Here is a 12,592-nt window from a genome sequence, read left to right on the forward strand (position 1 = left end):
CTTTTGTTTATGCAGAATTCAGCGCGGTACATCAATGCGTTGTTTTACGTACTTTAGTTGCGCCACTATGGTAAAAGTCATAATCACCAGCAGTGACCAGGAACTCCACTTGCCTAAATGTACCACCGACCAGGCGCCGAGCTGATTAGGGTAACTCCATAACCCCATAAAGGTGCTGATATTCTCTGCCAGCCAGATAAAAAAGCCCACCAGCACAAAGCCCAGCAACAGCGGCATACTGCGTTCGCGATCCAGCGGCGTAAAGTACACCACAGTGCGGGCATACAGCCCCAGGGTGGCGGCCGCAATGTACCAGCGATAATCGCCGATATAATGATGGCTAAAAAAATTAGCATAAATTAACAGCGCCACCAGCACCGCCATCCAGTAAGGCGGATGATGCACCACCCGCTGCTGCAGTAAGCGCCAGCTCTGAATAATATAACTGCCCACTGCGGCATACATAAAACCGGCAAACAGCGGTACACCAAACAGCTTGCTGTAAGCAAAATCAGGGTAGCTCCATGACTGAATAGCGCCCGACGTTTTAAACACTTCCAACGCAAATCCAACCAGGTGGAACAAACAAATGGCTTTTAACTCATCAATCGTTTCCAGCTTGCTCCACACCATCCAATATTGGATCAGCAGCGCCAGAATAAGCAGCACATCATAACGCGGTATGATCCAAACACCGGCGCGCGGCACCAGCAGCACAGAGGCAAAAAACAACACAACAAATAAACAGGCCCGCGCTTGTTTCAGACCAAAAAACCAGAACTCCCAGCAAAACCGCTGCAACCCGGCTGTATTCTGAGGTGGTGTAACCTGCATTAACCAATGGTCCAGCCGATTAACGGCAGCAACAGAAAACGATGACATTTTGCTTTCCCGGGCAGAGTAATAATTAAAATTAACCCGCGGTAACCCCGCAGGCAAGTGCTTATATTACAGCTTATGTTAGAGTAGCCAGCTGAATTACTGCTGAGCAACACTATGAAAACCCTATCGATATCAGCATCAGGTTTTGGTGATACAGCTGCCAGCGTCCGCGTATATATCGCTAACCGGCCACCGATGGCGGAGTATACAGAGTTAAAGACGGTACAATCACTGCACAGCGGCGAAATAGAGGCGATAAACCGTGCCTGTGGCAATGGCTGGCGCAAGGTATTTAATGTTTATGCCAAGCTGCTGTTTACCCCGGGTGTTAAGCAGTTTAGCTTTGCGCAGCAAGCGGGTAGTTGGCAGCAGTACCGTGAGCAGCATTTACTGCAGGCCGGCAGCAACACGGCGTTATTGTTTAGTGCGCCGGATCTGACGCCCGCAGCCAATGCCGTGCATATTATTGCCGGCCGCACTCATGCCAAAGCGCTGCTGGATGCGGGGTTGCCGGCGCAATTTAGCTGGTTGGATCATGAGTTTGCCGTTGATAATCATCTGCGCGTGTTAGTATGCCCTTACTTTGACTACCGCCAGCTGAACAACGAAAAGCTGACCCGTCTGGCCGGGCTGATAAAGGCATTGGATGAGTAATAATAATTTACAGGCACAGCTGCAGCAGCTTAGTAGCTTATTGCAACCCTATCAGTTTGGTGTCGGCGGCAGTTGCCTGCTGTGGCAGTTGGGGTTGGAAACGACGCCGAACGACATTGATATTGTATGTAGCGAACAGGATTTTGCCGCGATCTGTCAGGTGTTGTCAGCCGATTTTAAACCGCAGCTAACATTGCCGCATGCCGATTATGTCTCCGCGCACTTTGCCTGTTTCAGCCGTGAAGGTTGGCCTGATATTGAACTGATGGCCGGTATCGCCGTAAAGCAAAATCACACTGTGGTTAGTTGGACATTTAAGCCGCAGCATTGTCACTGGCAAGACGGTGTTTGCTGGATGCCGCCGGCCGATTGGATGCAACTGTATCAGCTGTTTAACCGGCCGCAGCGGGTGGCACAGTTGCGGCGTTATTTAGTACAGCTGCGGTTAAACAGCCTGAGTTAGTCGGTTATTTCCACTGAGGTAGGCACCAGTTGATACAGCGTTACCGGCTCTGTGACTTTTGTCGGGTCAAATACGCTGCCACTTTTTTCTGCCTGTTCCTCCAGATAGTCAATACTGGCTTGCAGGTTCATCGGTAGCGGTTGAATGCGGCCATGCGCATAAGCAGTTTTGCCCATACTGCTAAGCGGAAATACCATATCACCATCACGTACTTTGATACGGAACGTCGGCGCATCCTCCGCCGCTGCCAACGTCATCCAGCAGCCTTGTTTTTTACACACCGCCTGAATTTTACCGGTCACGGTAATGTCTTGTTGCAGATAAGCCGCGGGGTTGGCGACAACATCCGTCACCGCTACTACATGGGTTTTATCAAATTCCGGGCCAAAGCTCAGCGGTGCAGCTTGCAGTGTAAACAGGCCGGCTGCTACCAACGCAGCAAAAACGGTTTTACGCATATCATCTCTCCTTGTTGATTAGCGTTATTGTCGTTGTAGCCAGGCGCAAAGGCAAGGTTGTTAACGTGTGTTGCATAAATTAAAGCGGATCAGGGACGAATATAGCCCGGTTACAGCTGGATTATATTGATGACTAACGTTACTGCTTAACTTTTAAACTAACCCCGCCTTAAAAGTGAGCAAACAGTTTCTGTTTGTGAATTTTAATTGAACTTTAATTTACATTTTAATTCCCTGTCGCTAGTATGCGCGCCGCAATGACCAACTTAGGGAACTAAAACAATGACGTTAAAGTATGTATTACCTGTAATCGCACTGACAGCCTCTGCTGCACTGTCTGCGGAAGAATATCAAGTATTCACCAGCCTGACTGCAGATCATGTGCGTGTTAGCGGTGACAACGAAACTAACTGGCACCTGAACGGCACTTACTTCTTCGACAAGAAGCAAACCTTAGGCCCGTTGGATCAATTTGAATACATTAATAAAGTCAGCAATGTAAATGCCGGCTTTAACCGCAGCTACGACCGCAACTTCTGGAATGTTGGCGGTGAATACTTTGCCGACAACAAATTAGTTTTTTCTGCAGCGCATAGCCGTACCAGCGGTTTCTACAGCAATAAAGTAGGCATTGGCTACCTAATCTCTGACGACATTATCGTACGCGCAGAAGCCTCTAAGCCAAAAGATGGCAGCACCTCATACCTGTTCTCCGGTAGCTATAACCACCAGTTACAAGGCAGCGACTATGTTGGTTTTACTGCCAGTGTTGATGACGAGTTTGATTTCTTTACTCTGAGCAGCAAATATTTTGCTGCCCTGGGTGAAGACCGTTATATCGCTGTAGGCGTGTCACTGGCTGACAACGATGGCAGCTCAAGCTGGGGCGCAGCAGCAGATTACTACTTCTCTAAAATGACTTCAGTAGGTGTTAGCTACAATAAAGCTGACGATTACAGCCTGAATGCCAAGCACTTCTTTAACCGTAACTGGGCATTAGTGGCCGGCTTTGGCAGCAACACTGACAGTTCTGATACCAAAGTTTACAGCTTAGGCGTAAACGGCCAGTTCTAAATTTTCCTTGGTAGCTACACGAGTGTTTTGGGGCAACAGTTGTTGCCCCTTTTTTATGTTTGTTATCCCAACAACGGCTTTAGGTACTTGCCGGCGGTTTAATCAGTGATTCAGCCGGAATACCCAGACCTTCGTGCAGCCGCCAAATCATTTTCAGAGTTAATGAGCGTTTGTAATTTAGAATTTCATAAACCCGGTTGCTTTTGCCGATCATCGGTTCCAAGTCTTTTACCGTTAAGCCTTTGCGATCCATTTCAAACTTAATGGCTTCCACCGCATCAGGCAAGTCCATAGGGAAGTGTTTTGCTTCGTAGGCTTCAATCAGCGTAACCATTACATCCAGCTTTTCGCCTTCTGGCGTGTCCGGTTGGGCCAGCATCAGTTGTTCGATTTCCTGCAACGCTGCACGGTAGTCGGCTTCGTTTTTGATAGGTTTAATATCCATCATTGCTGCTCCGGCGGTTATATGGTTTGCACATCAATCTGATCATACTGACTGTGAGTACCAACAAACCGTACATAAACGACCTTGTAGGCATAGTTAATCCAAACAACCAGCCGGTATTTGTTACCGGCTATATTAAATACCACTCTGCCATCTTTGAGAATGCTGGCATGCCGGAAATCCTGCTTTACATCTGCAGGTGACTGCCAGTCAGCACTTAGCACATAGCGATGCCAGGCAAGAATAGGCTCCCTGGCATCGCTATATTCCGGCTTATCCTGCCAGAACGCTTTTAACGTAGAGAGTGCAATGATTCTCATAGCGCAATCATAGTCCCATTATGGGACTTTTGCAATTGTGTATTTTTTGCCGGCCACTCAGATAGCACCTTAAACCAACAGCGGTTTCAGGTAATGCCCGGTATAAGACTTTTCACACGCGGCTACCTGCTCCGGTGTGCCGGCGATAAGAATTTCACCGCCGCCGCTGCCGCCTTCGGGGCCTAAGTCGATGATCCAGTCCGCGGTTTTAATCACGTCCAGGTTATGCTCGATAACGACGATACTGTTGCCATGGTCACGTAAGCGGTGCAGTACGTTCAGCAATTGCTGAATATCGTAAAAGTGCAGGCCGGTGGTGGGCTCGTCCAGAATATACAGCGTTTTGCCGGTGTCACGTTTGCTTAGCTCGCGCGCCAGTTTTACCCGTTGGGCTTCACCGCCGGACAAGGTGGTGGCTGACTGCCCCAGTTTGATATAACTCAGGCCAACATCCAGCAGGGTTTGCAGCTTGCGGTTTATCGCAGGTATGGCTTCAAAGTAAGCCAGCGCGTCTTCCACTGTCATATCCAGCACTTCATGGATATTCTTGCCTTTGTATTTAATCTCCAGCGTTTCGCGGTTGTAGCGCTTGCCCTTACAGACATCGCACGGCACATAGACGTCGGGTAAAAAGTGCATTTCTACTTTAATTACACCATCGCCCTGACAGGCTTCGCAGCGCCCGCCTTTAACGTTAAAGCTAAAGCGGCCAACCTGATAACCGCGTGAACGTGCTTCCTGGGTACCGGCAAATAACTCGCGCACCGCAGTAAAAATACCGGTGTATGTGGCGGCATTAGAGCGCGGCGTGCGGCCGATTGGGCTTTGATCAATGTCGATGACCTTATCAAAGTGCTGCATACCTTTTATTTCGCGGTGTGGTGCCGGGTCGTCGCCCTCGCCTTTGTTTAGCACGCGGTGCGCCACCCGAAACAAGGTATCATTAATTAAGGTGGATTTACCCGAGCCGGACACCCCGGTAATACAGGTCATTAAACCAAACGGAATAGCGACATCGACATTTTTCAGGTTATTGCCGCTGGCGCCTAAAACCTCAAGCCATTTTTTGCCCGGCTTATGGCGTTTTTGCGGAACTTCAATTTTACGGCTGCCGCATAAATACTGGCCGGTTAAGGAGTCCGGCGCGGCCATTACCTGCTCAAGGGTACCTTGGGCGACAATATTACCGCCGTGTACGCCGGCGCCCGGGCCTATATCGATAATATGATCGGCCATGCGCACGGCGTCTTCATCGTGCTCTACTACGATCACGGTATTGCCCAAGTCGCGCAGGTGCGTAAGGGTGCCAAGCAGGCGGTCGTTATCGCGCTGGTGCAAGCCAATAGAGGGTTCATCCAGCACGTACATAACGCCAACCAAGCCGGCGCCTATCTGGCTGGCTAAACGGATGCGCTGGGCTTCACCACCTGATAAAGTTTCGGCACTGCGCGATAAATTCAGGTAGTTCAGGCCAACGTTAACCAAAAAGCTTAAACGGTCCTGAATTTCTTTTAACACTTTTTCGGCGATTTGCGCGCGCTGGCCGGTTAATGCCAACTGCTGGAAAAACGCCATACAATCGCCAATCGACAGCTCGACAATTTGTGGCAGGTTAGTCTGGCCGATAAATACATGCCTGGCTTCTTCGCGCAAGCGGGTACCGTTACAGCTGGGGCAGGATTGATGCGCCAGATATTTGCTTAACTCTTCGCGCACCGAATTTGACTCCGTTTCGCGATAGCGCCGCTCCATATTCGGCAAAATGCCTTCAAACGGGTGGCTGCGTTGCACGATATCGCCACGATCGTTGAGGTATTTGAAATCAATTACCGTATGGCCGCTGCCGCGTAAAATTGCGTCCTGTTGCTTTTTCGTCAGGCTGTTAAAGGGTACATCCAAGGCAAAACCGTAGTGCTCGGCCAGTGATTTTAACATCTGAAAGTAATAGAAATTACGCTTATCCCAGCCGCGTATCGCCCCGCCGGCCAGGCTTAGCTCGTCACTAACAATGACCTTATTCGGGTCAAAATACTGTTTTACCCCTAAGCCATCACAGCTGGGGCAGGCGCCGGCCGGGTTGTTAAACGAAAACAATCGCGGTTCCAGCTCGACCATCGAATAACCACAGCTGGGGCAGGCGAAATTGGCTGAGAACACCAGTTCGGCCGCGTCGGGCTCGTCCATCAACGCTACCTTGGCCACACCACCGGATAAACTCAGCGCCGTTTCAAACGATTCGGCCAGCCGGGTTTTAACATCGTCGCGCACTTTAATCCGGTCTATCACTACTTCAATGGTGTGTTTTTTGTGTAAGTCGAGCGTTGGCGGGTCGGATAAATCACAGACTTCACCATCAATACGGGCACGGATATAACCCTGCGCGGCCAGGGTTTCCAGTGTTTTAACGTGCTCGCCTTTGCGCTCCTGCACCACCGGCGCCAGCACCATTAATTTGGTGCCCTCGGGGAAGGCGGTGACTTTATCCACCATTTCGCTGATGGTTTGTGCCGCCAGCGGTAAATCATGGGTTGGGCAGCGTGGCTCACCTACCCGGGCAAACAGCAGGCGCAGGTAATCATAAATCTCAGTAATGGTACCGACAGTTGAGCGCGGGTTATGCGAGGTTGACTTTTGCTCAATAGAAATTGCCGGTGATAAGCCTTCGATATGATCGACATCGGGCTTTTCCATCAAACTTAAAAACTGCCGCGCATAAGCCGATAACGATTCGACATAGCGGCGCTGGCCTTCGGCGTACAGCGTATCAAACGCCAGTGACGACTTGCCGGAGCCGGATAAACCGGTAATAACAATTAACTTATCGCGCGGTATAGTTAGCGAGATGTTTTTCAGGTTGTGGGTACGGGCACCACGGATATCAATTTTGTCCATTATTACTCCAGCTTAATCGCGCCTGTGCTTACGTGCTGAGCCTGCTTTTGGTTTCACATACTCAGCGTGGGCTGCATGAAACTGTAAAAATATACACTAGTTTTATTTTTGACGATACACCAGGCTCTTATCCCTGTGTCCTTTGTGCTACACTGGCGCGCTTATTTCGGCGGTTAATTCTTATTCGATGCATCAACTGAATTCTTTAGAAAAACGTACAGCTGTGGCGCTGGCGCTGGTGTTTTCCAGCCGTATGCTGGGCTTATTTATGTTGCTGCCGGTGTTTGCTTTGTATGGCACTGAGCTCGATGGCTTTTCGCCGCTATGGATTGGTGTGGCCATTGGTGCCTATGGTTTAACCCAGGCCATTTTGCAAATTCCGCTGGGCTGGTTATCCGACCGTATTGGCCGGCATAAAGTGATGCTGGGCGGGCTGGCGCTGTTTGCGCTGGGCTCGGTAGTGGCGGCACTGGCCGACTCGGTGTATATGGTTACACTGGGCCGTATTTTACAGGGCGCCGGCGCTATTGCCGGGGCTATTTTAGCCTTAGCGGCCGATTTAACCCGTGAAGAACAACGACCGAAAGTGATGGCGATTATCGGCGCCAGTATCGGCTTAAGTTTTGCTGCGGCTATGGTGCTGGGGCCCTTGTTGGCAAAATGGGCCGGGCTGAGCGGCGTATTTTGGTTCACCGCCGTATTGGCCTGTTGCGCTATGCTGCTGGTGGCGTTTTTACTGCCTAAAAGCGTAAACAAAGCGCCGATGGCCGAAACCCTGGCGCTGCCGCAAAGCCTGGGCGCTATGCTAAAACACCGCCAACTGCTGCAACTGGATGCCGGTGTACTGCTGCTGCACTTAATGCTGACCGCCATGTTTGTTGCACTGCCGACCCTACTGCAAAATTATGGCCTGGTATCGGTAAAACATTGGCAGTTTTATCTGCCGCTGTTGCTGGGTTCTTTTGTGCTGATGGTGCCAATGATGATTATCGCTATGCGTAAAGCGCAGGAAAAAGGCTTTTTTCTGCTGGCGATTAGTTTATTAATCAGCGCTATGTTGCTTATTGTTGTACTGCCTGGTTTTTGGCCGTTAACCGCAGCCTTATTGCTGTTTTTTATCGGCTTTAACTTTCTGGAAGCCAGTTTGCCGGCACTGGTGTCACGTATAGCACCGGCCGGTCAGCGTGGTAGTGCCATGGGCATTTACTCCAGCAGCCAGTTTTTCGGTGCCTTTGTCGGCGGAGTGCTCGGTGGCGCTCTGGTGCAACAGTTTGGCTATGCGGTCCTCTTTGCAATGTTGGCTGTGCTGGGGTTATGTTGGTTTGCAATGGCGACTCAGCTGCAGTTGCCACAGCGGGCGCAGCGTCTGACGTTGGCAATGGCTGCGCTTACGGAACAACAAGCCGGCGCACTGGCAGCAAAACTGGCAACTTGTCGTGGGGTGCAGGAAGTTACCCTGGTGCCGGCAGAGCGGCGCTGTTATCTGAAAGTTGCTCCGCAGGATTATGACGAGCAAGCCATTAAACAACTGTTGCTATAGCTTTGCCGCCGTCTGTTAATTTTACATCTTAGCGCAGCTTAGGGATAAGCCGCGCGATAACCATCTGATAAATGTTAACAAAAAAAATTGGCCTGTTTAATGCTAATTATGCGTTGCACAAGCAAATATCAGCTGGAACAAGGAAGGACTCTATGAAATATCAACCTAAAAATCTGCTGCTGGCAATCGCAGCAACTGCAGTGCTCTGCAGCACGTCAGCTCTAGCCGCACCTATACTGTCGTTCGATTTTGAAACTTCAGGCGGTTTCTATTTTGGCAGTGCCGATGGTAGCGGTAGTTACGGCACCTGCAGTAATGGTGGCCCTGCAGCTTGCGATTTGACCCTGAGTAATCCGGACACAGTGAGTAATCCCGGTGGTTTTCAAACCTACAATACCGTGTCCTGGGGTTTTCCGCATAGCTCAAGCAGTACCGGCGACCAAAGTAGTTTGTCGGTAGCGCACCGTGCGGACAGCATTACCACCGATGGTACCTGGTTTACCATTGATGAGTTTATCCACACCAATAATATCTTAAACGCCGGCGCCAGTATGACCAGCATAGGTGTGTATGGCTTGTTTGAACTGGTAGGTGGTATTTACGATTTGGGTTCAGAATATCCATTGCAGTTTACTGAAACCACCAATGCAGACCCTTGCGTGCCCGGCACACCGGGTTCGATTGAAGACCCCGTATGTCCGGATTTCTATCTGACTTTACCGCTTACCGGGTCAGACAGCTTTATTATTGGTGACTACGAATACTTTATTTCCTTCCGCTTCCTGGCAGGTCCCGGCGCTGTGGTGGATGAAGTAGAGATTGACGGCACTAATTTTGCCCGCATCTGGACGTCAGAAGGTAACCCCGGTGTCAGTACTATCTTCACCGAGGCCAGTATCAGTTACCGCCAGATCCCCACTGACGTGCCGGCACCGGCAACCTTAGCCTTGTTTGGTTTATCCCTGCTTGGCCTGCGGTTATTTAAACGGCGTAGTTAACTTTAACATAGCTAATACCGGAGACAGCCACAGTGCTGTCTCTGCTTTTTTGCGGCATTCAACCGTGGTTGATTGGCGGTTTACCGTGTTATACTCTGTGCCATTACCGTATTAGATCCTGATATTGACGCCTCCGGCCCGCCGTTGTCGATATCTATACAAATGGAGAGCTCGCATGGCGCGTGGAATTAATAAAGTTATTTTGATTGGGAACCTGGGTACCGACCCGGAAGTGCGTTATATGCCACAAGGCGGCGCAGTAGCTAATTTAACCGTAGCAACCTCAGAAAGCTGGACCGACAAAGCCACTAACGAGAAGAAAGAGCAAACCGAATGGCACCGCGTGGTAATTTATCAGCGTTTAGCCGAAATTGCCGGTGAGTACCTGCGTAAAGGCAGCAAAGTTTATATTGAAGGCAAGCTGAAAACCCGTAAGTGGCAGGACAAAGACGGTGTAGAACGCTACACCACTGAAATTATCGCCAACGAACTGCAAATGTTAGATGGCCGTGGTGATGGTCAGCAACAAGGTAGCGGTATGGGTGGCGGCCAGCAAGGCGGCTACCAAAAACCAGCCCAACAACAGCAGGGTGGTTATCAGCAACCGGCCCAGCAAGCAGCCCCTGCCTATCAGCAGCCACAGCAAGGTGGTTACCAGCAGGCAGCACCACAGCAGCAGGGCGGTTACCAAAAGCCGGCTCAACCACAAGGTGGTTATCAGCAACCGGCGCAGCAACAACGCGCGCCGATGGAACCACCAATCGACTTTGATGACGATATCCCGTTCTAAGCAAAGCGTTGTTTAGTAATGATTGATAAAAAAGCTCTGTTTTTACAGGGCTTTTTTATTACCAATTAGCTATCCCTTGAAACCGCTACAGTTAATCCCCACTACTGCTACAGTTGTATACCATTTGGTATGAAATTGGCGTTTTACGCTGTAGCGGAGCCCTGATGATCCCTTTATCCATTTTAGATTTAGCCCCGGTGTCGGCCGGCAGCACGGTTGCCGACAGTTTTGCCGCCAGCAAAGCCTTGGCACAAGATGCCGACTCGCTCGGTTACCAGCGCTATTGGTTGGCCGAGCACCACAATATGCCGGGTATTGCCAGTGCAGCTACACCGTTGCTGATAAGCCACCTGGCCGCTGCCACCTCGCGCATTCGTTTAGGTGCCGGCGGCATTATGTTGCCAAACCATTCGCCGTTGGTTATCGCAGAGCAATTCGGCACTTTGGCAACCTTATACCCTAACCGTATCGACTTAGGTTTGGGCCGTGCGCCCGGTAGTGATCAGGCCACAGCGCGGGCGTTACGCCGGCATAAAGTAGAAACCGAAGCACAGTTCCCGGCCGATATCGCCGAACTGCAACAGTACTTTGCTGCCGCCAGGCCGGATCAGTTGGTGCAGGCTGTGCCGGGGCAAGGACTGAATGTGCCGCTGTGGATCCTGGGGTCGAGCCTGTACGGTGCCCAATTGGCGGCGCAGCTCGGTCTGCCCTATGCATTCGCCTCACATTTTGCTCCGGGTATGATGCAGCAGGCCGCTGCGTTATATCGTCAGCAATTTAAGCCGTCAGCACAGTTAGACAAACCTTATCTGATGCTGGCATTAAACGTATTTGCTGCAGATAACACAGTAGAAGCCAAACGGCTGTTTAGCTCGCTGCAACAGCAGTTTGTTAACCTTGCGCGCGGCACACCCGGTTTGCTGCCGGCTCCGGTAGACAGCATGGACAGCATCTGGCAGCCGCATGAAAAAGCCTATGTAAATACCGCCCTGGCATGCTCCGTAGTGGGTGATGCCGCCGTGGTAAAACAAGGCATTACCGATTTTATTGCTCAGCATAAGCCGGACGAGCTGATGCTGACCAGTATGATGCATGATCCGAAAGCCCGACAACACAGCTACCGGTTAGCGGCAGAGCTTATTGGCAGCTAATACTGCTAAGCAACTGCGCCAGTTTGCGCTGATCAGCAGCGAATTGGCGGATGCCCCCTGCCAGTTTGTCACTGACCATGGCGTCTTCATTTAGTTGCCATAAAAAGTCCGCTTCGCCAAGCGCCGCTGGAGTGTTTACTGCCCGGGTTGCTGGTTTTTGCAGGGCCGGGGGCAACGGCGCGGTGTCTGCCGCCAGTTGTTGTAACAGGTTTGGGGCTATAGTCAGCAGATCGCAACCAGCCAGTTGACGAATTTGCTCAACATTACGAAAGCTGGCGGCCATTACCACAGTAGCAATGCCGTGTTGTTTGTAATACTGATAAATGCGTTTGACAGACTGCACGCCGGGGTCGTTTTCGCCGCTAAAATCCTGCTCCGGCTGCTGTTGTTTATACCAGTCGAGAATGCGGCCGACAAAGGGTGAAATCAGCGTGACGCCGGCGTCGGCACAGGCCTTGGCCTGGGTAAGGCTAAACAATAGCGTCAGGTTGCAGTGAATCCCTTGCTGCTCTAACTGCGCAGCCGCCCGGATCCCCTGCCAGGTGGCTGCCAGCTTAATCAGTACCCGCTCCGCTGGTACACCTGCCGCCTGATAGCGCTCGATAATACGCAGCGCACTGTCGACACTGGCGGCAGTATTAAAAGATAAATGCGCATCTATTTCAGTGGAAACCCGGCCCGGGATGTGGCGCAAAATCTCAGCGCCGACATTCACTGTCACCTGCTCGCAGGCGGCGCTGATGTCACTGCGATGCTGTTGCAGCGCGTTAACGAGCAGATGCTGATATTGCGGCTGCATACCGGCTTGTAAAATCAGCGATGGGTTAGTGGTGGCGTCTGTCGGTTGCAGTTGCCGCACGGCGTCAATATCGCCGCTGTCGGCTACCACCACTGTCAGCTGCCGTAGTTGTTCAAGTTGGTTCAT

13 protein-coding genes are annotated in these 12,592 nt (G+C 51.0%); 7 read left to right on the forward strand and 6 right to left on the reverse strand.

The genetic code is table 11. The features are described 5' to 3' along the window. Positions 1 to 18 precede the first annotated feature (18 nt). Positions 19 to 882 carry a DUF817 domain-containing protein gene (locus HRH59_RS04325; RefSeq protein ID WP_173500044.1) on the reverse strand — a complete coding sequence of 288 codons (864 nt, stop codon included), beginning with the start codon at positions 880 to 882 and terminating at the stop codon, positions 19 to 21. Positions 883 to 996: 114 nt separating this feature from the next. On the opposite strand from HRH59_RS04325, the gene HRH59_RS04330 reads away from it, so the two are divergent. Both HRH59_RS04330 and HRH59_RS04335 read left to right on the forward strand, forming a co-directional pair. Continuing rightward, complete coding sequence (locus HRH59_RS04330; RefSeq protein ID WP_173500045.1) at positions 997 to 1,536, forward strand: DUF6942 family protein; 540 nt, start codon at positions 997 to 999, stop codon at positions 1,534 to 1,536. Next, positions 1,529 to 1,999 (forward strand): hypothetical protein, encoded by a 471-nt coding sequence (locus tag HRH59_RS04335; protein WP_173500046.1) that lies wholly within the window; start codon positions 1,529 to 1,531, stop codon positions 1,997 to 1,999. The genes HRH59_RS04330 and HRH59_RS04335 overlap by 8 nt, the downstream gene beginning before the upstream one ends. Here the strand turns inward: HRH59_RS04335 and HRH59_RS04340 are convergent. Further along, on the reverse strand, positions 1,996 to 2,457 hold the full coding sequence (locus HRH59_RS04340; protein WP_173500047.1) for a DUF4920 domain-containing protein: 462 nt from the start codon (positions 2,455 to 2,457) through the stop codon (positions 1,996 to 1,998). The two genes, HRH59_RS04335 and HRH59_RS04340, sit on opposite strands and share 4 nt — an antisense overlap. 282 nt (positions 2,458 to 2,739) lie before the next feature. Between HRH59_RS04340 and HRH59_RS04345 the strand changes: the two genes are divergently transcribed. Then, positions 2,740 to 3,531, forward strand: a complete 792-nt coding sequence (locus tag HRH59_RS04345; RefSeq protein WP_173500048.1) for a putative porin — start codon at positions 2,740 to 2,742, stop codon at positions 3,529 to 3,531. Between the two features lie 79 nt (positions 3,532 to 3,610). Here the strand turns inward: HRH59_RS04345 and HRH59_RS04350 are convergent, their stop codons facing one another. The 3 genes from HRH59_RS04350 to uvrA all read right to left on the reverse strand — a co-directional run bounded on the left by HRH59_RS04350 (position 3,611) and on the right by uvrA (position 7,188). Further along, positions 3,611 to 3,976, reverse strand: coding sequence for a helix-turn-helix domain-containing protein (locus HRH59_RS04350; RefSeq protein ID WP_173500099.1), 366 nt, complete (start codon positions 3,974 to 3,976; stop codon positions 3,611 to 3,613). A gap of 17 nt (positions 3,977 to 3,993) precedes the next feature. Next, on the reverse strand, positions 3,994 to 4,296 hold the full coding sequence (locus HRH59_RS04355; protein WP_173500049.1) for a type II toxin-antitoxin system HigB family toxin: 303 nt from the start codon (positions 4,294 to 4,296) through the stop codon (positions 3,994 to 3,996). A 69-nt stretch (positions 4,297 to 4,365) separates the two neighbouring features. Continuing rightward, positions 4,366 to 7,188, reverse strand: coding sequence for an excinuclease ABC subunit UvrA (uvrA, locus tag HRH59_RS04360; RefSeq protein ID WP_173500050.1), 2,823 nt, complete (start codon positions 7,186 to 7,188; stop codon positions 4,366 to 4,368). A gap of 187 nt (positions 7,189 to 7,375) precedes the next feature. Here uvrA and HRH59_RS04365 point away from each other — a divergent pair, with 187 nt between their 5' ends. The 4 genes from HRH59_RS04365 (at position 7,376) to HRH59_RS04380 (ending at position 11,667) form a co-directional block, all read left to right on the forward strand. Continuing rightward, positions 7,376 to 8,728, forward strand: a complete 1,353-nt coding sequence (locus tag HRH59_RS04365) for an MFS transporter (protein WP_173500051.1) — start codon at positions 7,376 to 7,378, stop codon at positions 8,726 to 8,728. Between the two features lie 152 nt (positions 8,729 to 8,880). Beyond that, complete coding sequence (locus tag HRH59_RS04370) at positions 8,881 to 9,726, forward strand: THxN family PEP-CTERM protein (protein ID WP_173500052.1); 846 nt, start codon at positions 8,881 to 8,883, stop codon at positions 9,724 to 9,726. 175 nt (positions 9,727 to 9,901) lie between these two features. Next, positions 9,902 to 10,516 (forward strand): single-stranded DNA-binding protein, encoded by a 615-nt coding sequence (ssb, locus tag HRH59_RS04375; protein WP_173500053.1) that lies wholly within the window; start codon positions 9,902 to 9,904, stop codon positions 10,514 to 10,516. A 164-nt stretch (positions 10,517 to 10,680) separates the two neighbouring features. Continuing rightward, the gene (locus HRH59_RS04380) at positions 10,681 to 11,667 is read left to right on the forward strand and encodes an LLM class flavin-dependent oxidoreductase (protein WP_173500054.1); all 987 of its coding nucleotides are present in this window, start codon (positions 10,681 to 10,683) and stop codon (positions 11,665 to 11,667) included. Here HRH59_RS04380 and tal read toward each other — a convergent pair. Continuing rightward, the gene (gene tal / locus HRH59_RS04385; protein ID WP_173500055.1) at positions 11,654 to 12,592 is read right to left on the reverse strand and encodes a transaldolase; all 939 of its coding nucleotides are present in this window, start codon (positions 12,590 to 12,592) and stop codon (positions 11,654 to 11,656) included. The genes HRH59_RS04380 and tal overlap by 14 nt on opposite strands.

Origin of the sequence: Rheinheimera lutimaris (assembly GCF_013283795.1) — a bacterium.
GTDB lineage: Bacteria > Pseudomonadota > Gammaproteobacteria > Enterobacterales > Alteromonadaceae > Alishewanella > Alishewanella lutimaris.